The following is a 21941-nucleotide window of genomic DNA, read 5'->3' as shown; positions in this document are numbered from 1 at the left end:
AACCGGCCGGGACGATCCGACCGGTTGAGCGGCGAGGCGCGGGCCCCGCCGGTTCAGCGTAGCCGGGGGATCAGCCGCGGGTCAGCTTGGCGATGGCGCGCTCGAGGCGATCCAGGCCTTCGTCGATGTCCGCGTCCGGGATCACCAGGCTGGGGGCGAAGCGCACCACGTCCGGGCCGGCCTGCAGGACCATCACGCCTTCCTTCTCGGCAGCGTTGAGCACGTCCTTGGCCTTGCCCTTGAAGGCATCGTTGAGCACCGCGCCGATCAGCATGCCCATGCCGCGGACCTGGGTGAAGATGCCGTACTCGGCGGCGATCTTTTCCAGGCGGACCTTGAAGCGCTCATGCTTGGCCTTCACGCCTTCGAGCACTTCCGGGGTATTGATCACGTCGAAGGCCGCGCCGGCGACCGCGCACGCCAGCGGGTTGCCGCCGTAGGTGGTGCCGTGGGTGCCGACGACCAGGTGCTCGGCGATCTTCGCGGTGGTCAGCATGGCGCCGATCGGGAAGCCGCCACCCAGTCCCTTGGCGCTGGAGAGGATGTCCGGATTCACGCCGTAGTACTGGTGGGCGTAGAGGTAGCCGATACGACCGAAGCCGCTCTGCACTTCATCGAAGATCAGCAGCGCGTTGTTCTCGTCGCACAGCTTGCGCACGCCTTCCAGGTAGGCCTGGTCGGCCGGCAGCACGCCGCTCTCGCCCTGCACCGGTTCGATGATCACGGCGCAGGTCTTGTCGGAGATGGCCGCCTTCAGGGCTTCCAGGTCGTTGAACGGGATGTGGGTGATGCCTTCGACCTTCGGGCCGAAACCATCGGAGTACTTGGCCTGGCCACCGACATTGACGGTGAACAGGGTACGCCCGTGGAAGCTGTTGACCATCGAGATGATCTCGTACTTCTCGGGGCCGTAGACGTCGTGGGCATAGCGGCGCGCCAGCTTCAGCGCAGCTTCGTTGGCCTCGGCGCCGGAGTTGGCGAAGAACACGCGCTCAGCGAAGGTGGCGTCGATCAGCTTCTTGGCCAGGCGCAAGGCCGGCTCGTTGGTGAAGACGTTGGAGACGTGCCAGATCTTGCCGGCCTGCTCGGTCAGCGCCTGCATCAGCGCCGGATGGGTGTGGCCCAGGGAGCTGACCGCGATGCCGCCAGCGAAGTCCACCAGCTCTCGGCCGCTCTGATCCCAGACTCGGGAACCCTCGCCACGCACCGGAATGAAGGCAGCCGGCGAATAGTTGGGAACCATGACCTGGTCGAAGTCGGAGCGTTGGACCTGAGCTTGCGGAGCGGACATCGGTGTTCTCCTGCCTGGTTGAGGCGGCTATCGATGAATGGATTGTAGGGACGAACAGCGGGCCGTCATTGCCGCCATGCGACAACTTGTTATAGCGCCAACCCGCGAATTGCCGAGGCTTACGGAAATGCGACAGAAAGCGTCGGGAAGGCGCAGTGTAAGGCCTGCGGCCTGCTGCGGGTACAAGGAGGCGTGGAATTTGTTCGCTGCGCGAACGGGGGAAAAAGGAATAAGGCAGGAAGGGGCTTTTATGCAGGAACGAGGCGCCTAGGCCTTGTTCGCGAACTGCTTTACAGCGTTGCATCCGTCAGGATGCATTCGCGAGCAAGCAAGCGCCTGCAAACGACCGTGCTGTAGGGCGCATAACGCGCCAGCGTTATCCGCCATGACCGCATCGACGGATAACCTGTTCCAGGTTACTCGCCCTACGGCATTGCGCTGACAAACGACAGGAAGTTGAGCAGAGGGGGGCTTTCGCAGGAGCGAGCTTGCTCGCTCTTACACAAGAGCAGTCAGCCGCGCTCGGTGGCGACCGGCGCGGCTTCGGCGGCGCCCTGGCCGCGGCGCTGGTTGCGATCTTCGCGCGGGGTCACGCCAAAGAAGTTGCGGTAGGCGCTGGAGAAGTGCGGACCGCTGGAGAAGCCGCAGGACAGGCCGATCTGGATGATCGACTTGCTGGTCTGCATGAGCATCTGCCGCGCGCGATTCAGGCGCAGCTCCAGGTAGTACTGGCTGGGCACGCGGGTCAGGTACTGCTTGAAGATGCGCTCCAGCTGGCGGCGCGAGACGCACACGTGCTGGGCGATCTCGTCGGTGGTCAGCGGCTCCTCGATGTTTGCCTCCATCAGCAGCACCGCCTGGGTGAGCTTCGGGTGACTGGAGCCCAGGCGGTTCTTCAGCGGGATGCGCTGGCGTTCGGAACCTTCGCGGATGCGCTCCACCACCAGCTCTTCGGAGACTGCGCCCGCCAGCTCCGCACCATGGTCGCGGGACAGCACGGCCAGCAGCAGATCGAGCACCGCCATGCCGCCGCAAGCACTGAGTCGATCACGGTCCCACTCGAACAGGTGGTTGGTGGCGATGACCTTGGGGTAACGCTCGGTGAAATCGTCGTGCCAGCGCCAGTGCACAGCGGCGCGGTAACCGTCGAGCAGACCCAGCTGCGCCAGCGGGTAGATACCGGCGGACAATGCTCCGATGCTCACACCGCTGCGCGACAGCTGCTTGAGTACGGCAGCCAGTGGCGCGGGGACCGTCTGCGGAATCTCGTCGGCGACCAGGAATATCCGCTGGCACTGCTCCAGCACACCGTTCCAGGCCTGCCCCGGCAAGCGCCAGCCATCGGCCTCGGCCACTGGCTCGGCGCTCATGAACACCGGCTCGTAGAGCGCTTCGGGATGCAGTCGGCGGGCGACCCGCAGGGCCTCCTCGGCCAGACCGAGGGTCAGCGCCCGCGTGTGCGGCCAGAGGAGGAATCCGATGCGTTGTGCGGTCATGCGATCAGGTCACCAGGCGACTGTAACGGACAGCTTACTTCAAGCTGCCGGAAAGGAACTGCTTGAGGCGTTCGGATTGCGGATTGGCCAGGACTTCCTTCGGGCAGCCCGCCTCTTCCACCAGGCCCTTGTGCAGGAACACCAGTTGGTTGGAGACCTCGCGGGCGAAGCCCATCTCATGGGTCACTACCACCATGGTGCGGCCTTCCTGGGCCAGGTCCTGCATCACGCGCAGGACTTCGCCGACCAGCTCGGGGTCGAGCGCCGAGGTCGGTTCGTCGAACAGCATGACTTCCGGCTCGACCGCCAGGGCACGGGCGATGGCCACGCGCTGCTGCTCACCGCCGGACATGTGGGCCGGGTAGGCATCCTTGCGGTGCGCCACGCCGACTTTCGCCAGGTAGTGCTCGGCCTTTTCCAGTGCCTCTTTCTTCGATACGCCCAGCACATGGACCGGCGCTTCGATGACGTTTTCCAGGGCGCTCATGTGCGACCACAGGTTGAAGTGCTGGAACACCATCGACAGGCGCGAGCGCATGCGCTGCAGCTGCTTGGCGTCGGCAGCCTTGAGCGCGCCGTCCTTGTTCGGCACGAGCTTGAGCTCTTCGCCGTTGAGCAGGATCTTGCCCGCATGGGGCTGTTCGAGCAGGTTGATGCACCGCAGGAAGGTGCTCTTGCCCGAGCCGGAGGAGCCGATGATGCTGATCACGTCGCCCGCTTTCGCCGCCAGGGAGACGCCCTTGAGCACCTCGTGGGTGCCGTAGCGCTTGTGCAGGTCCTGGATTTCCAGTTTGTACATGGTGTCGGTTCTCGAATTCAGTCGTTGATCAGCCGGCCCTTGCGGAACGGCTCACGCCCGGCCACCTTGGCCAGCCAAAGCCCCGGCTGGGCGTAGCGCCCACGCTCGATGGCGAACAGCACGCCGGAAGTCCCGGCGCGAACAATGCTGACCTGGTCGTTCAGTGGGTCGACCACCTCGAACAGTGCGTCGCCCTTCTCCACCCACTCCCCCGCCTTGCGCAGGAAACTCACCACGCCAACGTGAGGTGCGTAGAGATATTCGGTGCCTTCGAAGGGCATGCCCTCGCAGCATTCGGCCGGTGCCGCCGGCCAGTCGCCGGCGATCAGGCCCTGCTCGGCGAGGAAGCCGAGAATGGCCTCGGCATTGGCCTGCCCCTGGTCGACGCGGGTATCGCCCACGCCGCCCAGTTCGACGGTGGTCGCCAGGCACGCGAGCGGAATCGCCGCCTGCGGGAAGGCCTGCGCCAGGCGCAGCCAGGGCAGCGAACAGGATTCGTCGAAGGAACTGCCGCCGGAATCTTCGGCAAGCAGAGCGACGCCGGCTTTCAGACGCGCTGCCAGCGACTTCCAGCGCGGCCAGTGCTGCGGGATCGCGTAGACGTGGATGGCGGCGTCGAAGTCGCAGTGCAGGTCAAGCACCACTTCGGCGTCGCAGGCGTGGCGCAGCAGGATGCGCTGCATGCCCTGCAGCTCGGACGAGCCCGACGGCAGCGCGTCGAGGCCATCTCGCATGGCCTGGCGGATCAGCTCGACGTTGGCAGCTTCATCGGCGCCCAACTGGTCGCCGACACGTTCGGCAACCAGAGCGCTCAGCTCGACGAAATCGCGGTTGAAGTTCTTCCCGCTGCCAAACTCGAAACGGCCCAGATGGCTGGCCTGCAGGGTCTGGCCCAGGCCGATGGGGTTGGCCACCGGCACCAGCTCGACGATGCAGTTCAGTTGCCCGCGCGACTCGAGGTCGGCCAGGCGCTGCTTGAGCTCCCAGGCGGTGCGCATGCCCGGCAGCTCGTCGGCGTGCAGGCTGGACTGGATGTAGACCTTGCGCGGGCCCGTGCCGTAGCGGAAAACGCTCAGGCGGCGCTCGCTACCCAGGCTGCTCCACGGCAGCAGATGATCGATACGTTCCACGGTGTATTCCTCAGTGCTTGCGCGGCGCGAGATAGGCCAGCCAGCGGCGCTCGGCCAGCTTGAACAGGCGCACCAGGGTGAAGGTCATGATCAGGTAGAAGATGCCGGCGGTGATGAACGCCTCGAACGGCAGGTAGTACTGCGAGTACACGGTGCGCGCGGCGCCGGTGATGTCCACCAGGGTCACGATGGACGCAAGGCTCGTGGTCTGCAGCATCATGATCACTTCGTTGCTGTACTGCGGCAGCGCGCGGCGCAGGGCCGAGGGCAGCAGGATGCGGCGGTACAGCTTGAGCCGCGACATGCCCATGGCCTTGGCGGCTTCGATCTCGCCATGCGGAGTGGCGCGGATGCTGCCGGCGAGGATCTCGGCGGTGTAGGCGCTGGTATTGATGGCAAAGGCTGCGCAGGCGCAGAAGGTGGCGTTGGACAGCAGCGGCCACATCGCGCTCTCGCGTACCGCCTCGAACTGTGCCAGGCCGTAATAGATGAGGAACAGCTGCACCAGCATCGGGGTGCCGCGGATCACATAGGTGTAGAGCCAGGCCGGCAGGTTCACCGCCGGGTTCTTCGAGCAGCGCATCAGCGCCAGCGGCACTGCCGCCAGCAGGCCGAAGAACAGCGAGATCGCCAGCAGCTTGAGGGTCACCAGCAGACCGCTGAAGTAGAGCGGCAGGCTGTCCCAGATGACGGAGAAGTCGAAAATCATGATCAGGCTCCCGGTCTCAAAGCTCGGCGACTTTCACGCCGACCGAATAGCGGCGTTCGAGCATGCGCAGCAGCACCAGGGAAACGCTGGTGACCACCAGGTAAAGCGCCGCCACGGCGAGGAAATAGGTGAAGGGTTCGCGGGTGGCGTCCGAGGCCTGCTTGGCCTTGAACATCATGTCCTGCAGGCCGACCACGGAGATCAGCGCGGTGGCCTTGACCAGCACCAGCCAGTTGTTGGTGAAGCCGGGGATGGCCAGGCGGATCATCTGCGGCACCTGGATGCGGAAGAACACCTGAAGCGGGCTCATGCCGTAGGCGAAGCCGGCCTCGCCCTGCCCTTTCGGGATGGCCATGAAGGCGCCACGGAAAGTCTCTGACAGGTAAGCACCGAAGATGAAGCCCAGAGTGCCGACGCCGGAGGCGAAGGGGTTGAGGTCGATGTAGTCGTCATAGCCGACCATGGGCGCGATCCAGTTCACCGCAGCCTGGCCGCCGTAGAAGATCAGCAGGATCAGCACGAGGTCCGGTACGCCGCGGATCACGGTGGAATAGAGGTCGCCGCACCAGGCCAGCCACTTCACCGGCGACAGGCGGATGGCCGCGCCGAGCAGACCCAGCGCGATCGCCAGGGCCATCGACAGCAGGGACAGCTGAAGCGTCAGCCAGGCACCATCGACGATGGTGGCTCCGTAGCCATTGAGCATAATTTCGTACCTCGTGAAACCGGACGCCGCCCGCAACGACACGGACGCTCAGGGCGAGCGCGACTGCAGGCTCACCCCCAATAAAAAAGTGGCACAAACTTCAGGATCAGGCCTGGGTCTGTGCCACTTCTGGACGTGGATCAGTTCTCGCCGTAGACGTCGAACTTGAAGTACTTGTCCTGTACTTCCTTGTACTTGCCGTTGGCACGGATGCCGGCGATGGCCGCGTTGAATTTCTCGGTCAGGGCGGTATCGCCCTTGCGCACAGCGATGCCGGCGCCACCACCGAAGTACTTCGGATCGTTGTATTCCGGACCTACGAAGGCGTAGCCCTTGCCGGCATCGGTTTTCAGGAAGCCGTCGTCGAGGTTGACCGAGTCAGCCATGGTCGCGTCGATGCGGCCGGAGACCAGGTCCATGTTGGCTTCGTTCTGCGAGTTGTAACGCACGACTTCGATGCCGGCCGGGGCCAGGACGTCGGTGGCGTAGCGGTCATGGGTGGAGGCGCGCAGCACACCGACCTTCTTGCCCTTCAGGTCCGCCAGCGGATCGCTCAGGGTCACGCCTTCCTTCATCACGAAGCGCGCGGGGGTGTGGTAGTACTTGTTGGTGAAGTCCACGGACTTCTTGCGCTCGTCGGTGATGGTCATGGACGAGAGGATGGCGTCGATCTTGCGAACCTTCAGTGCCGGGATCAGGCCGTCGAACTCCTGCTCGACCCAGGTACATTTGACCTTCATCTCTTCGCACAGGGCGTTGCCGATATCCACGTCGAAACCGGCGAGCTTGCCGTCGGGAGTCTTGAAGGAGAAAGGCGGATAGCCGGCTTCGATGCCGATGCGGACCGGCTTGTCGTCAGCGTGGGCAACCAGGGAAAGCGCGGACAGGGCCAGCGCACCGAGAAGTGCAAACTTCTTCATCAGTAACTCCTTCGAGGGTAGGGCTTCGATTGGCAGGAGAAAGGGGTTGGCCCAGGCTGCCCGTGCAGAAGTGAAGGTTATTGTTCGTCTGCGCATTGCCGGCGCGATTCTTGTGAAAAGCGCGCCTACCGGGGTGAGCGGCATTCTAGCGACAGCCCCGGAGCGGTTATTTCTTCAATGCGACAAGTAATTATAGAAGCGCCGGAGACAGAGCCCCGGCGGCTTGACGGCGTGGATTTTACGTGATCTGAAAGCGAGTAGTAAAACCCAATTTACTTGCAGTAATTGGGCCACAAATACCAGACCTCAGTCCCTGCGCGGGGTGCGCGATATTGACTCATTCCGCGCGGACAGAAAAGACGCACCGAAGCTGTGCGAAATGTTTCCTGGCGCCTCATTTTGTCGCAGGGAAATGTTACCGGTGGGAGGGACGCACACTGTAGGAGCGAGCTTGCTCGCGAACCGCATCCGGTCAGTGCCGGGATTGATGGGTATCGCGGCGCTCCACGCCATCCTACGTTGATGCTCCAGGAGAGCTTCGGCGATTGTGGATTGTGGGCCGCCGGCACAAAAGCGCAGAAATGAAAAACGCCCCGGCAAGCGGGGCGTTTTTCATCGGGCGGCGGATCAGGCCGCGCGCATGGCCTGGTGCGTATCGATCAGGTGCTGCACCACACCCGGATCGGCCAGGGTGGAGATATCACCCAGGGTGTCGTACTCGGCCGTGGCGATCTTGCGCAGGATGCGGCGCATGATCTTGCCCGAGCGGGTCTTCGGCAGGCCCGGCGCCCACTGGATCACATCCGGCGTGGCGATCGGGCCGATTTCCTTGCGCACCCAGGCACGCAGTTCCTGGCGCAGTTGCTCGTTGCTTTCCTCGCCGGCATTCAGGGTGACGTAGACATAGATGCCCTGCCCCTTGATGTCGTGCGGTACGCCAACCACTGCGGCCTCGGCCACTTTCGGGTGGGCGACCAGGGCGCTCTCGATCTCGGCGGTACCCATGCGGTGGCCGGAGACGTTGAGCACGTCATCGACGCGGCCGGTGATCCAGTAGTAGCCGTCTTCGTCGCGGCGGGCGCCGTCACCGGTGAAGTACATGCCCTTGAAGGTCTTGAAGTAGGTGTCCACGTAGCGGTCGTGGTCGCCGTACAGGGTGCGCGCCTGGCCCGGCCAGGAATCCAGGATCACCAGGTTGCCCTCGGTGGCCCCTTCCAGGATGTTGCCCAGGTTGTCCACCAGCGCCGGCACCACGCCGAAGAACGGCTTGGCAGCGGAGCCCGGCTTCAGGCCGTGGGCGCCCGGCAGTGGGGTCATCAGGCAGGCGCCGGTTTCGGTTTGCCACCAGGTGTCGACGATCGGGCAGCGCGACTGGCCGACGGTCTCGTAGTACCACTGCCAGGCTTCCGGATTGATCGGCTCGCCCACCGAACCCAGCAGGCGCAGGCTGGAGCCGTCGGCGCCTGCGACCGCTGCCTTGCCCTCGGCCATCATGGCGCGGATGGCGGTCGGGGCGGTGTAGAGGATGTTGACCTTGTGCTTGTCGACGATCTTCGCGACGCGGGAGATGTCCGGGTAGTTCGGCACGCCCTCGAACAGCACGGTGGTCGCGCCGTTGGCCAACGGGCCGTAGACGACGTAGGTGTGACCGGTGACCCAGCCGATGTCGGCGGTGCACCAGAAGACTTCACCCGGACGGTAGTCGAACACCCGCTCATGGGTCAGCGAGGCGTACACCAGGTAGCCGCCGGTGGTGTGCAGCACGCCCTTGGGTTTGCCGGTGGAGCCGGAGGTGTAGAGGATGAACAGCGGGTCCTCGGCGCCCATTTCCTTCGGTGCGCAGGTGGAGCCGGCGACCTTCATCAGGTCCTCGAACCACACGTCGCGGTGCTGGTTCCACTTGATGTCCGAACCCGTGCGCTTGCAGACGATGATCTTCTGCACACTGTTGGTTTCCGGGTTGGTCAGGGCGTCGTCGACGTTGGCCTTGAGCGGGGTCTTCTTGCCGCCACGCAGACCTTCGTCGGCGGTGATCACCACCTTGGAACGGCAGTCGATGATGCGGCCGGCCAGGGCTTCGGGGGAGAAGCCGCCGAACACAACGGAATGGATCGCACCGATGCGGGCGCAGGCCAGCATGGCGACCACGGCTTCCGGGATCATCGGCATGTAGATGGTCACCACGTCGCCACGGTGCACGTCCTGGCCGCGCAGGGCGTTAGCGAACTTGCAGACCTGCTCGTGCAGCTCGCGGTAGGTGATTTCACGGTGCTCGGAAGGATCGTCGCCTTCCCAGATGATGGCGAGCTGGTCGCCGCGCTCGGCCAGGTGGCGGTCGAGGCAGTTGTAGGAGAGGTTCAGGGTGCCATCGGCGAACCACTTGATGTCCACGTGGTGATCGTCGAAGGAGGTCTGCTTGACCTTGGTGAACGGCTTGATCCAGTCGATGCGCTGGGCCTGTTCGCGCCAGAAGCCGTCGGGGTTGACCACCGACTGCTGGTACAGCTTCTTGTAGGTGGCCTCGTCGGTCAGAGTGGTCGCGGCCACTTCGGGACGCACGGGGTACACGGATGCCGCTGTCATGGCGTTCTACCTCGGTGAAGAGTGTTGTTTTTGTTGCCCTAAGTTGTAACGGCGACACCCTCTCCCGAACCATACGACCATGGTCTTACCAATCCTTAGTCTTAGTGATGAGCCCCATAAGCCGTTGTTTTGGCAACGGACTCATGGAGCCGCGACAACCTGTCACATGCCAAGGGCGTGGGGCAGCGCCAGCGAGATGTAGGGCACGTAGGTCACCAGGATCAGGAACAGCAGCAGGATCATCAGCCACGGCAGCGCCGCGCGGATGGTCGAGCCCAGCGGCAGGCCGGTGACCGCCGAGGTGACGAACAGGTTGAGCCCCACCGGCGGGTGCACCAGACCGATCTCCATGTTCACCACCATGACGATGCCGAGGTGGATCGGGTCGATCCCCAGGCGCATGGCGATGGGGAAGAAGATCGGCGCCAGGATCAGCACGATGGCCGAGGGCTCCATGAAGCTGCCGGCCACCAGCAGCACCACGTTGACCATCAGCAGGAAGCCGATCGGCGTCAGCCCCTCCTGCATCACCCACTCGGTGATCTGCTGGGGAATCTGCTCGGTGGTCAGCACGTGGGCGAAGAGCATGGCGTTGGCGATGATGAACATCAGCATGATGCTCAGCCGCCCGGAGTCCACCAGCACCTTGGGGCAGTCGCGCAGGCGCATGTCCTTGTAGACGAACAGCGCGACGAAGGCCGAGTAGACGGCCGCCACCGCCGCCGCCTCGGTAGGCGTGAACAGCCCGGAGTAGATGCCGCCGAGGATGATCACCAGCAGCAACAGGCCCCAGATCGCCCGGCGTGCGGCGGCCAGCCATTCGCGCAGGCTGGCGCGCGGTTGCGCCGGCAGCTTCTTCACCCGCGCGACGATGTAGATCACCACCATCAGGATCACGCCCAGCAGCAGGCCCGGCACCACGCCGGCGACGAACAGCTTGCCCACCGAGGTCTCGGTGGCAGCCGAGTACACCACCATGACGATCGACGGCGGGATCAGGATGCCCAGGGTGCCGGCGTTGCAGATGATTCCGGCGCCGAACTCGCGCGGGTAGCCCGAACGCACCATGCCGGCCACGGCAATCGAGCCCACCGCCGCCACGGTCGCCGGCGAGGAACCCGACAGCGCGGCGAACAGCATGCAGGCCAGCACCGCCGCGATCGCCAGGCCGCCACGGATATGGCCGACGCAGGCATTGGCGAAGTCGATCAGCCGGCGGGCCACGCCGCCGGTGGTCATGAAGGCGCCGGAAAGCAGGAAGAACGGGATCGCCAGCAGCGTGTAGGCCTCGGAGGTCTCGAACAGCTTGATCGCCAGCGAACGTACCGAGTCAGGGCTGAACAGCAGGATCGTCAACGCACCGGACAGGCCCAGGGAAATGGCGATGGGCACGCCGATGAACATGAAGACGAAGAGCAGGAGGAACAGGATCATCACGGTCATGGACGGCTCTCCGCGGCTTCTTCACCGGCCAGCTTCGAGGCTTCCGCGGCCTCGTCGGCGAGGCCCAGGCCGAGCTGGCGGCCGCGCAACAGGTTGACGAGGATTTCCAGGTAGCGCAGGACCACCAGGCCGAAGCCGATGGGCACGATCACCGCGATGTAGGCCTGGAGGATGCCGAAATGGTCGAGGTCTTCCGCACCGATGCCGGCGATGAACAAGGTCTTCACCCAGTCGAAACTGGCGACCATGAACAGCCCGGCGTAGCCCAGGCAGCAGAGGCAGGCGAGCACGCCGATGCAGCGCTGTACCGGGCGCGGCGCCAGCCGCACCAGCGCGTCCACGCCCAGGTGGCCGGCGGTGCGCACGCCATAGGCGATGCCGAGGAAGATCAGCCAGCCGAACAGCGCCTTGGTCAGCGCGTTGCTCCAGGACATGTCCTGGGCGACGCCGAGGATCGCATCGCCGATGGCGTAGAGCGGCCCCTGTAACGGTGGCAGGCGGTCGCCCAGGTCATAGAACAGGGTGAAGACGTTGGTCATCACCACGTAGACGAAGGTCACCAGCGTCATGGCCGCCAGCAGGAAGGCGATGGCGCCTTCCTCGAAGTGGTTCCAGACGCGCACGAGTCGGTTCATCGAAAGTTCTCCACAACGGAACATCCGCACACAGCCCCGCCAGCCGGCGGGGCCGGGTGGATCAATGGGGACGGTTGGAGGCTTCGGCGGCCTGGAGGAAATCGGCGCCGACGTTGTCGCGGAATTTCTGCCACACCGGCTGCATCGCCTCGCGCCAGTCGGCGCGCTGCTGCGCGGTGAGCGGGTGGATCTCGCTGGTGCCGCTGGCGAGGATGCGCTGGCGGGCGTCGCGGTTCAGCCGCTCGGCTTCCTGGTTCACCTTCACGGTGACCTCGGCCATGATCCTTTCCAGCTCGGTGCGCAGGTCCGGCGGCAGGCCGTTCCAGAACTTCGCATTGGTGATCACCATGTAGTCCACCAGGCCGTGGTTGGACTCGGTGAAGTACTTCTGCACCTCGTTGACCTTCTGGCTCTCGTAGTTCGACCAGGTGTTCTCGGTGCCATTCACCACGCCGGTCTGCAGGCCCTGGTAGACCTCGGCGAAGGACATCTTGCGGGAGATCGCACGCAGCTCGCGGAACTGTTCGTTGAGCACGTCGGAGGCCTGCACGCGGAACTTCAGTCCGCGCGCATCGCCCGGCTCGAGCAGCAGGCGGTTGGCGGACAGCTGCTTCATCCCGTTGTGCCAGTAGGCGAGGCCGAGGATGCCCTTGCCCTGCATGCTGGTCAGCAGGCTCTGGCCCTGCGGGCTGCGCTGGAAGTTGTCGACGGCGTCGATATCGTCGAAGAGGAACGGCAGGTCGAAGATCTGCACCTTGCGGGTGTACTGCTCGAACTTGGCCAGGGACGGCGCGAGCATCTGCACGTCCCCCAGCAGCAGCGCTTCCATTTCCTTGCCGTCGCCGTACAGCGAGGAGTTCGGGTAGACCTCCACGCGCACCCGGCCGGGCAGGCGCTCTTCGGCCAGGCGCTTGAACATCAGCGCGCCCTGCCCCTTGGGCGTGTTCTCCGCAACCACGTGAGCGAACTTGATCACTATCGGTTCGCTGGAAGGCCGGGGTTCATCGGCAGCCTGAATGGCAGAAGCGCAGGCCAACGCCAGGACGGCGAGCAACGCCCGCCCCATGGTTGTAAACATCGCGTCACCCTCAATTTGTTCTTGTGCTTGCGAGGTGAGCCTGGCGACAGGCTCGCAACGAGACTGACGCAAATAGTCGCGTTCGGAGAATTCGTCTTTTCCCAAAGCGGCGTTCGACACAGCGGAACGCAAGGTACGAAAAAACACGCCCGGCAGATGCCGGGCGCGGTGAGGTTCATAGGCTCAAGACAGAAGAATGGCGCGTCAGCCGGGCACTTGGGTGCGATGCTCGAGCATCATCCGTTCGTGCTCCTCAAGCATGCCGGGCACACAATCACGGAGGAACTCCACCCAGGTGCGGATCTTCGCGTCGAGGTACTGGCGCGACGGGTACAGCGCATAGACGTTGAGGTGGAACAGGCTGTAATCGGGCAGCACGCGCACCAGGCTGCCGTCCTTCAGGCCCTGCACAGCGGAGTACACCGGCAGCGCGCCGATACCCATGCCGGCACGTACCGCCTCGGTCATGGCGTCAGCGGTGTTGACCTGGAAATGCGTCTGGTTGATGCCGACCATTTCCTGGCCGTCGGGGCCGTCGAACAGCCACTTGTCCAGCGACATCACCGAGTTCACCAGGCGCAGGCAACGGTGATCGGTCAGCTCGCCGAGTTGCTTGGGCAGGCCATGGCGCGCCACATAGTCGGGCGACGCGCAGAGCACGCTGTAGGTCTTGCCGATGCGCTTGGAGACGAAGCCCGAATCAGGCAACTCCTGGGCGATGACCACGGAGATGTCGTAGCCCTCGTCGAGGATGTCGGTGATGCGGTTGGCCAGGGTCAGGTCGAAGGTGACCTCCGGGTAGATCTCGCAGTACTGCGAGATCGCGCGGATCAGGTAGTGCTGACCGATGCCGGTCATGGCGTGCACCTTCACCTTGCCGTGCGGCCGGGCGTGGGCATCGCCGGCCTCGGCCTCGGCTTCCTCGATGTAGCCGAGGATCTGTTGGCAGCGCTGCAGGTAGCGCTGGCCGGCTTCGGTGAGGGCGATGCGGCGGGTGGTTCGGTGCAGCAGGCGGGTGCGCAGGTGTGCTTCGAGCTTGGCAACCGTCCGCGAGACGTAGGCGGTGGTGAGGTCCATGCGCTGGGCAGCGGCGGTGAAGCTGCCGGTCTCGGCGACACAGACAAAGGCACGCATGTTGTGCAGCAGGTCCATCATTTCTCCAAAAGAGCCTGTCCACGCCACGGCGGGCGGCCTCTGCAACGGCGCTCGGGCGAGCAACGCCTTGTTACAGACTCATGACAGGCGGCGAATTGTCGCACACCTGTCGCGACGGGATTATTGTCCTTTCAGGCAACAATAATTCATCCAACCGTCAGCTTATCCTGCCCCCCGGCGCACTTCTAGAATCGCCCTCCCCAACGCGGCCCGCCGCGACACCCCAGGATTCGCACCCGTGCTCCGCCTTTCGTGCAACGTGCTGCCACCCCTTCGCTCGGCCTCAGAACTACAGGGTTGTCCAAACCCGTCCGCCGCCTGCCAAGAAAAGCCCGACCACCGCCTGCCGAGATAACCCCGATGAGCAGTCTGTCCGTGCGCCTGCCCAAGGCCGCCGCGGTGCGCTTCGCCCTGTCCGACTGGGCGCACACCGACGGCGTTACCTGGATGTTCATCCTCAAGACGCTGATCACCGCCTTCACCGCGCTATGGCTGGCCTACCGCCTGGAGCTGCCGCAGCCCAACACCGTGCTGGTGAGCGCCTTCATCGTGCTGCAGCCGCAGAGCGGCCAGGTGCTGGCGAAGAGTTTCTACCGCATCCTCGGTACGCTGGCCGGGCTCACGGTGATGGTTACCTTCATTGCCCTGTTCGCCCAGGAGCGCGTGCTGTTCCTGCTCTGCGTGGCGATCTGGGTCGGCCTGTGCACTGCGGGCGCGGCGCGTTACCGCGACTTCCGCGCCTATGCCTGCCTGCTTGCCGGCTACACCGCGGTGATGATCGGCATCCCCGCCACCCTGCACCCCGAGGGTGCCTTCATGCAGGCGCTGTGGCGGGTGATCGAGATCACCCTGGGGATTCTCTGCACCGGCGTGATCAGCGCCGTGGTCCTGCCGCAGACCAGCACCGCCGCCCTGCGCAACGCGCTGAACACCCGCTTCGGCGACTTCGCCGGCCTCGCCAGCGCGGGCCTCAACGGCACGCTGGAGCGCGAGCGCTTCGAGCAGGCCAGTGCGCGCATCGCCGCCGAAGTGGTGGGTCTGGAAAGCCTGCGCAACGTCACTGCCTTCGAAGACCCGCACATGCGTCTGCGCAGCGGCCGCCTGGCGCGGCTGAACAGCGAGTTCATGCAACTGACCACACGCTTCCACGCGCTGCAGCGGCTGCTCGACCGCCTGCGCGAACGCCAGGCCAGCAACGTGCTGGAAGTGCTGATGCCGTGCCTGATCGATGTCAGCGAGCTGCTCGCCAGCTGGCACGGCCGGCCGCTCAGCGAAGCGGATGCCGAGCGCCTGAGCGTGCAACTCGAACTCTGCAAGCATCACCTCATGCCCCGCATCCGCGAAGCCCGCGCCAACCTCGGCCACACCTGCCCGCGGGAAGCCGACCAGCTGGATTTCGAGACGGCTGCCGAACTGCTCTACCGCTTCGCCGACGATATGCACAACTACGCCCAGACCCACGCCTCGCTCGCCGCGCACAAGCACGAACGTGAGCAGTGGAAGGAGCGCTTCACACCCAAGGCCAACGCCCTCGCCGCCGCCGTCGCAGGGTTCCGTTGTGCGCTGCTGGTGATAGTCGGCGGGGTGTTCTGGATCGAGACCTCCTGGCTGAGCGGAGCCACCTTCGCGCTGACCTCGGTGCTGATCGCCGCGCTCTCCTCCGCCTCGCCGAATCCCAAGCGGCTATCGCTGCAACTGACCCTTGGCACGCTGCTCGGCGCCACGCTCGGCTTCATCCTGACCTTCCGCGTGCTGCCGCACATCGACGGCTTCCCGCTGCTGTGCTTCGTACTCTCGCCGGTATTCGCCCTGGGCGCCTTCCTGATCACCCGGCCCAAGTGGAGCGGCTACGGCGTGGGCCTGCTGGTGTGGTTCTGCATCGCCTCGCTGCCGGCCAACGTGGCGCGTTACGACGCCTACACCTTCATCAATGAATACCTGGCGATGCTGCTGTCCATGGGCATGGCCGTGGTCGCGGCCATCGTCATCCTGCCGCCGAACCGGCCGTGGCTGTGGGAGCGCCTGGAAGCCGAGCTGCGCCTGCGCGTGGTGCAGGTGATCAGCGAGCCGCTGAAGGGGCTGTCGTCGAATTTCGAAAGCGGTACCCGCGACCTGCTGAACCAGGCTTACGGGTTATCCACAGGCCGCCCGGACGTGCAGCGCCGGCTGCTGCGCTGGACCTTCCAGGTGCAGGAGATCGGCCTGTCGATCATCGAGCTGCGCCGCGAGCAGGCGGCCCTGCCGAAGGAGCCCTGGTACGCCGAGCGCATGCCCTGGCGCCGGGCGATCCGCGCGCTGGGCCGGGCGCTGATCCGGCTGTTCATCCAGCCCAGCGAGAGCAACCGCCAGCGCGCCCTGGCGGCAGTGGAACACGCCATCCATGCCACGCGCACCACGGATGATCGCCGCCCGCCGCACTTCGACTCATCGCCCCTGCGCCGGGTGTGCAGCTACCTGCACTTCATCCGCACTTCGCTGCTCGACCCGCAGTCGCCGCTGCGCGATTGAGGGCGCCCATGTTCGCGAGCAAGCTCGCTCCTACGAAGACCCCAAGCTGCATGCGGGACCTGCAGGAGCGAGCTTGCTCGCGAACTACACGGCACGCTGCGGCACTCCCCTGCAGGAGCGCGCCATGCGCGCGATCGCGGGCATGGCCCGCTCCTACAACAGCGTCATGTCTCGCTATCCCGCTCCCACGCATCCTGCAACCCCGCCGCGAATCCGCCAGACCTGCGACAGCCCGCCGCAAGACCACCCCCGAAACCCGCGTCACGCCTGGATTGTTGCCTCTGAGTACGAAGTCTTGTTGGCGCCTGGATATATGACTCAGGTCAGGCAAATCCTATTATTTCCGTGCTGTTACAGCGCGCGCCGCAACACCACCCAAGACCCATCATCATTCCCCAACGCTTCCCGATGCAGCCATGAGCTGAACGTCACGGACCCGTCACGTCCGGACTCCGGGAACAAGGCAGGTAAATTCATGAAAGCTGTAGTCATCCTGGCCATGCTGGGCTTCTCTTCGCTCGCCCTCGCCGAGCAGGTGAACGCCGCCGACCAGGCGCCAAGCGCGGCCGTGGAGCAGTACACCTACGACATGAAACTGGACGTCGCCCACGTCATCTCGACCACCGACGTATCCAACGAATGCGGCATCGTGCCGGCACGCATGACCTACGACGACTCCAACGGTCAGCGCCACACCGTCGAATACCAGGTGTGGGGCAACGGCTGCTCCGGCGGCTAAGCGATTTGCGCACTCCCGCCGCGGCCCACGCAGCCCCGGCGGGAATGCCAACCCCTCTTTACGGCTGCAGGACCGCCTTCGCGATGTTGCGACTGTGCGCTCCGAAGTGCCGGATCAACTGCAGAATCTGCTCATCCAACGCCTCATCGTGGCGGAACGGTTCCGGTGAGTTCCCCGCGCTGAAATCCCCCGCCGGCGCCTTCTCGTTTTCCAGCCAATGGCCGATCGCCGCATCGAACGCCGCCGCATGGGCATGGGACTCGCTCGCCACGACCTCGCGCAGGTACTGGGTCGAATACGGCGGATAAGTGCCATCCGTGCTGACATCCGCATAGGCCGCCAACAACGGCGACTGCCCACCCAGGCGCAGCGTCTCGCGCAGCCAGTCCACCTGATAACGCTCCACCCCCGTATGCCGGTCCGCCACGCGCTGGATCGCCGCCTGCTTGTCGGCATCGAAACCGGCGATGGACTTGCCCGCCGTCCACAGCATGCTGGTGGTGGTCTCGCCCGGCAGCGGCGTCGAGTGGTAGGGCTGGGTCATGTCCTGGATGTAGTGCATCGCCCAGCCGAGGAAACGGTAGCCCCAGTACGGATGGCCCTTGTCGAAGGCGAAGCGCGCCAGGCCGTAGAACTGGTAGGCACGCCACTCCGGCCAGTTGCGCTCCAGGTACGGTGCACCGGCGTAGATGACCGCGTCCTCGTGGTAGAAGCCCATGTGGAACGGCGCCTGGGAGCTGAACTCGTAACGCGGGTCGCCGAACGGCTGGGTGCCGAAACCGTAACGCTGGCCGGCCTCGCCAGGGTTGTCGCTGAACAGGTTGATGTCGTGGCCGAAGTCCGGCTCATCGGCGGCGCTGGCCAGCACGTCCAGCGCAGGAATCTTCTCCCCCGCCTGCAACTGCACGAAGCGCCATTGGTTCCAGCCCGACAGGTTGCGGAACACCAGCACGTCCGCCGGCTGCAGGGCCGCATGCTTCTGCAACAAATCGCTCGGCGGCTCGCCCCCCGGCGGTGGCTGCACGGCGGTGGCCAGCTTGATCTCGGGGTTCAGGCGCAGCGCCATGAGGAAGGCCTTGCGCAGGTCGTCGCGACTGTCCTCGGTCAGGCGCAGATCGTCCGGGCGCGGCGGGTACTGGCGGAAGCGCTCGCGGGCATAGGCCTCCTGCTCGTCCAGCAGTTGCACCAGGCCGGCGCGCTGCTGGCTGACGAAGCTCTCCAGCGGCTCGACCTCGACATCCGGCGCCTGGGCGAGCGCCGGCAATTGTTGCAGGGCGATGTAGCTGCCCAGGGTGTGATTGGACCAGGCCCAGAGGCTTTGCGGCAGGGCCAGCAGGCCCGCCAGCAGGCAGGTGGGCAGACAGATGGAAAGTCGCTTCATCGGCTCTTCGCTCTTATTTGCCAGTGCAGTTATTTGCCAGTGCAATGCGGAAAATTCCGACGCAGCCTAACAATCCAGAGCCACTCCGGCACTGTCGAAGCTTGCCAGCGCGTGTCACCGATAACGCCATCGCTGACCATCATCAATGGCACGAACCGTCCCAGCCACTACACTTGCCCGGCATGGAAAGGCACCGGTTGCGCGCGCGTGCCGGCCACTCGAAATAAGGGCGTCCCCATGCTGCAGTCCGTTTCACCCAAGCAAGACCTTCCCCTCAAGCCCGATCCAGCCGAACCCCGCAGCGGCGTCCTCGCCCCCTTCAGCATCGCCGCGTTCCGCATCATCTGGATCTGCAACCTGTTCGCCAACCTGGGCACCTGGGCGCAATCGGTTGCCGCCGCCTGGGTGGTCACGGAGGCCCATGCCAGCCCGCTGATGGTGGCGATGATCCAGGTCGCCTCGGCGCTGCCGCTGGTGCTGCTGTCGATCATGTCCGGCGTGCTGGCCGACAACCACGACCGCCGCAAGATCATGCTGGTCGGCCTGACGGTGGAACTCTCCGGCGCCGCGCTGGTGACGGTGCTGGCGTTCATGGGCTACCTCGACCCGCTGATGCTGATCGTGTCGATCCTCTGGCTGTCACTGGGCAGCTCGATCACCATTCCGGCCTGGCAGGCGGCGGTGAACGAGCAGGTGCCGCCGCGCATGCTCGGCGATGCGGTGTTGCTCAACAGCGTCAACTACAACGTCGCCCGCGCCGTCGGCCCGGCCATCGGGGGCCTGCTGCTGTCGGCCACCGGGGCCTCCTGGGTATTCCTGTTCAACTGCCTGTGCTACGCCGCGCTGATCTGGGCGATCTGGCAATGGCGCCGCGACGTGCCCAAGCGCACCCTGCCGCCCGAGCACATCTTCGAAGGCGTGATCGCTGCGCTGCGCTTCACCCAGTACTCCAGCGTCACCCGCCTGGTGATGCTGCGTTCGGCGGTGTTCGGTCTCTCCGCCAGCGCCGTCTGGGCATTGCTGCCGCTGCTGGCGCACCGCAACCCGGACGGCAGCGCCTCGGTGTACGGCTACATGCTCGGCGCCCTTGGCCTGGGCGCCATCGTCGCCAGCACCATGGTGAGCAAGGCGCGGCAGTGGCTGGGCAGCAGCCGGTTGATCAGCTTCGCCGCCGCCACGCTCGCCGTGGTCATGCTCATTCTCGGCTGGGTCGACAACCTCTGGGTGATCTTCCCCGCGCTGGTGCTGGGCGGCGCCTGCTGGATCGCGGCAGTGGCCACGTACAACTCCGCCGTGCAGATCCTCGTGCCCGACTGGGTCAAGGCCCGCGCCCTGGCGCTGTACCAGACCGCGATCTACGGCGGCCTGGCGGCAGGCTCCTTCCTCTGGGGGCACTTCGCCGAGACCATGGGCGTGCAGGGCGCGCTGATCGCCGCCGGCTGCCTGCTGCTGGTTTCGGTGGCGCTGCTCTACAACTCCCGGCTGCCGGAGCTCGATTCGACCAGCATTGCCCGCGCACCGGGCGGCGTGCCAGGACAGCCGACTTTCGTGTTCAACCCCGAGCGCGGCTCGGTGCTGGTCTCCATCGAGTATCGGATTCCCGCCGAGCGCACCCGTGACTTCGTCCGCTCCGCCAAACCCCTGCGTCGCCTGCGCCTGCGCAACGGCGCGGAGCGCTGGGCGCTGTACCGGGACGTCAGCAACCCCGAGGTCTGGCAGGAGCTGTTTCTGGTGGACAACTGGATCGGCCACCTGCGCATGCTCGATCGCCTGACCCTGGAGGACAAGACCATCATCGACAATGTCACCAGCCTGCACGTGGGCGACGCGCCGCCGGTGATCCGGCACGGGGTGAGCTACGAGTCGGGCAGCTATGAGCCGCCGCCGGAGACGCTGGGCTAGCGGCGCACAAACAAAAACGCCTCCCGGTCAGGGGAGGCGTTTGGGGTGACGCGAAAGACTTATTCCGCAGCCGGCTTCTTGCGCTTGAGCGGCGCCAGGCCGTCCTGGCTCACGACCTTCGACGGGCCAGCCTTGCGCTTGGCAGCGGGCTTCTTCTTCGCCGCCGCCTTGCCACCGGCCTTCTTCGCATCGTCCTTTTTCTTCTTGGTGCCAGCGGCCTTGCCGGAAGCCTTGACCTTCTTCGGCCCCTTGTAGGTGGCCTTCAGCTCATTGATGACACGCAGTTCGAAGCGCAGCTTGAGGTAGCGCTCGATGCTCGACATCAGGTTCCAGTCGCCATGGCCCACCAGCGAGATCGCCGCACCCGCGGCGCCTGCACGCCCGGTACGGCCGATGCGGTGCACGTACTCATCGCCGCGACGCGGGATGTCGAAGTTGATCACCAGATCCAGGCCGTCGACGTCCAGGCCGCGTGCGGCCACATCAGTGGCGACGAGGATCTTCACCGCACCCTGCTTCAGTCGCTCGATGGCCAGCTTGCGATCCTTCTGGTCCTTCTCGCCGTGCAGCACGAAGACCTTGTGGCCAGCGGCGATCAGGCGGCCGGTCAGACGGTCGGCGGCAACGCGGGTGTTGGTGAAGACGATGGCCTTCTCGTAGGTCTCGTTGGTCAGCAACCACTGCAGCAGTTGCTCCTTGTGGCCAACGTGGTCGGTCAGGATCACCTGCTGGCTGACGTCCTCGTTCAGCTCGCTGACGCGGTTGAGCTGCAGAACCTCAGGCTCGCGCAGGACCTTCTCGACCATCTCGTGCAGGCCGCTGCCGCTGGTGGCGGAGAACAGCAGGGTCTGGCGCTCGGTCGGGCACTGTGCGGCGAGCTTGAGCACGTCCTCGGAGAAGCCCATGTCGAGCATGCGGTCGGCTTCGTCGAGGATCAGCACTTCAACGTCGCCCAGCGGCAGGTTGCCGGCGTTGAACTGCTCGTTCAGGCGACCCGGGGTGCCGATGATGATCTCCGGGTTCTTGCGCAGACGCGCACCCTGCACCTTGAAGTCCTCGCCGCCGGTGATCAGGCAGGCCTTGATGTAGGTGAACTGGGCGAAGCGCTCGACTTCCTTGAGGGTCTGCTGGGCCAGCTCGCGGGTCGGCAGCAGGATCAGCGCGCGGGCGCCGCTCTTGGGCTTCTCCTCGGCGAGCAGGCGATGCAGCAGCGGCAGCAGGAAGGCGGCGGTCTTGCCGCTGCCGGTCTGCGCCGTCACCCGCAGGTCGCGTCCCTCCAGGGCCTTCGGAATGGCCGCGGCCTGGACCGGGGTCGGCTCGGTGAAGGACAACGAATCGAGCGCCTTGAGCAGGCGTTCGTGGAGGGCGAATTGGGAGAACAAGGCAGACCTCGATATCACGTAAAGACCAAATAGCTGCATAGCTTAATGTTTGCCGAGCCGGCGCGCTGGAATTATTGCCGATGG

Annotated in this window: 17 protein-coding genes; 3 read left to right on the top strand and 14 right to left on the bottom strand. The window is 65.2% G+C overall.

Annotated elements, in window-relative coordinates; translation table 11 throughout:
* Positions 1-70 precede the first annotated feature (70 nt).
* The 12 genes from IB255_RS09765 to IB255_RS09710 all read right to left on the bottom strand — a co-directional run bounded on the left by IB255_RS09765 (position 71) and on the right by IB255_RS09710 (position 13942).
* Positions 71-1291 carry an aspartate aminotransferase family protein gene (locus IB255_RS09765; RefSeq protein ID WP_081517971.1) on the bottom strand — a complete coding sequence of 407 codons (1221 nt, stop codon included), beginning with the start codon at positions 1289-1291 and terminating at the stop codon, positions 71-73.
* Between the two features lie 512 nt (positions 1292-1803).
* Positions 1804-2787 carry a transcriptional regulator ArgR gene (gene argR / locus IB255_RS09760; RefSeq protein WP_081517970.1) on the bottom strand — a complete coding sequence of 328 codons (984 nt, stop codon included), beginning with the start codon at positions 2785-2787 and terminating at the stop codon, positions 1804-1806.
* Between the two features lie 34 nt (positions 2788-2821).
* Positions 2822-3586, bottom strand: coding sequence for an arginine/ornithine transport ATP-binding protein AotP (gene aotP / locus IB255_RS09755; protein ID WP_015476463.1), 765 nt, complete (start codon positions 3584-3586; stop codon positions 2822-2824).
* A 17-nt stretch (positions 3587-3603) separates the two neighbouring features.
* Positions 3604-4716 carry a succinylglutamate desuccinylase/aspartoacylase family protein gene (locus IB255_RS09750; protein WP_081517969.1) on the bottom strand — a complete coding sequence of 371 codons (1113 nt, stop codon included), beginning with the start codon at positions 4714-4716 and terminating at the stop codon, positions 3604-3606.
* A gap of 10 nt (positions 4717-4726) precedes the next feature.
* Complete coding sequence (locus tag IB255_RS09745) at positions 4727-5425, bottom strand: ABC transporter permease (protein WP_081517968.1); 699 nt, start codon at positions 5423-5425, stop codon at positions 4727-4729.
* Between the two features lie 16 nt (positions 5426-5441).
* Entirely contained in the window at positions 5442-6131 is a 690-nt protein-coding gene (locus IB255_RS09740; protein ID WP_081517967.1) for an ABC transporter permease, read from the bottom strand.
* A gap of 140 nt (positions 6132-6271) precedes the next feature.
* Positions 6272-7051: an ABC transporter substrate-binding protein gene (locus tag IB255_RS09735; protein WP_081517966.1), complete on the bottom strand. Its 780-nt coding sequence runs from the start codon at positions 7049-7051 to the stop codon at positions 6272-6274.
* Between the two features lie 627 nt (positions 7052-7678).
* A complete protein-coding gene (gene acs / locus IB255_RS09730; RefSeq protein WP_081517965.1) occupies positions 7679-9634 on the bottom strand; it encodes an acetate--CoA ligase in 1956 nt (651 codons plus the stop codon).
* A 162-nt stretch (positions 9635-9796) separates the two neighbouring features.
* Complete coding sequence (gene dctM / locus IB255_RS09725; protein ID WP_081517964.1) at positions 9797-11077, bottom strand: C4-dicarboxylate TRAP transporter large permease protein DctM; 1281 nt, start codon at positions 11075-11077, stop codon at positions 9797-9799.
* Positions 11074-11712: a TRAP transporter small permease gene (locus IB255_RS09720; protein ID WP_081517963.1), complete on the bottom strand. Its 639-nt coding sequence runs from the start codon at positions 11710-11712 to the stop codon at positions 11074-11076. Before IB255_RS09720 ends, dctM begins: the two co-directional genes overlap by 4 nt.
* 61 nt (positions 11713-11773) lie before the next feature.
* Positions 11774-12790, bottom strand: a complete 1017-nt coding sequence (locus IB255_RS09715) for a TRAP transporter substrate-binding protein (protein WP_081517962.1) — start codon at positions 12788-12790, stop codon at positions 11774-11776.
* A gap of 204 nt (positions 12791-12994) precedes the next feature.
* Complete coding sequence (locus tag IB255_RS09710; RefSeq protein WP_081517961.1) at positions 12995-13942, bottom strand: LysR family transcriptional regulator; 948 nt, start codon at positions 13940-13942, stop codon at positions 12995-12997.
* A 363-nt stretch (positions 13943-14305) separates the two neighbouring features.
* Here IB255_RS09710 and IB255_RS09705 point away from each other — a divergent pair, with 363 nt between their 5' ends.
* Together IB255_RS09705 and IB255_RS09700 are read left to right on the top strand one after the other, a co-directional pair.
* Positions 14306-16453 (top strand): FUSC family protein, encoded by a 2148-nt coding sequence (locus IB255_RS09705; protein WP_081517960.1) that lies wholly within the window; start codon positions 14306-14308, stop codon positions 16451-16453.
* A 475-nt stretch (positions 16454-16928) separates the two neighbouring features.
* Positions 16929-17192, top strand: coding sequence for a DUF2790 domain-containing protein (locus IB255_RS09700; protein ID WP_081517959.1), 264 nt, complete (start codon positions 16929-16931; stop codon positions 17190-17192).
* A gap of 58 nt (positions 17193-17250) precedes the next feature.
* Here the strand turns inward: IB255_RS09700 and IB255_RS09695 are convergent, their stop codons facing one another.
* Positions 17251-18573: a phospholipase gene (locus IB255_RS09695; RefSeq protein ID WP_081517958.1), complete on the bottom strand. Its 1323-nt coding sequence runs from the start codon at positions 18571-18573 to the stop codon at positions 17251-17253.
* 237 nt (positions 18574-18810) lie between these two features.
* Here IB255_RS09695 and IB255_RS09690 point away from each other — a divergent pair, with 237 nt between their 5' ends.
* Entirely contained in the window at positions 18811-20475 is a 1665-nt protein-coding gene (locus tag IB255_RS09690; RefSeq protein WP_081517957.1) for an MFS transporter, read from the top strand.
* Between the two features lie 59 nt (positions 20476-20534).
* On the opposite strand, the gene IB255_RS09685 is transcribed toward IB255_RS09690, so the two are convergent.
* Positions 20535-21872 carry a DEAD/DEAH box helicase gene (locus IB255_RS09685; protein WP_139791562.1) on the bottom strand — a complete coding sequence of 446 codons (1338 nt, stop codon included), beginning with the start codon at positions 21870-21872 and terminating at the stop codon, positions 20535-20537.
* Positions 21873-21941: the final 69 nt, after the last annotated feature.

This window comes from Pseudomonas sp. PDM22, from assembly GCF_014851965.1.
Taxonomy (GTDB): domain Bacteria; phylum Pseudomonadota; class Gammaproteobacteria; order Pseudomonadales; family Pseudomonadaceae; genus Pseudomonas.
This window is presented reverse-complemented; position numbering and strand designations above follow the sequence as displayed.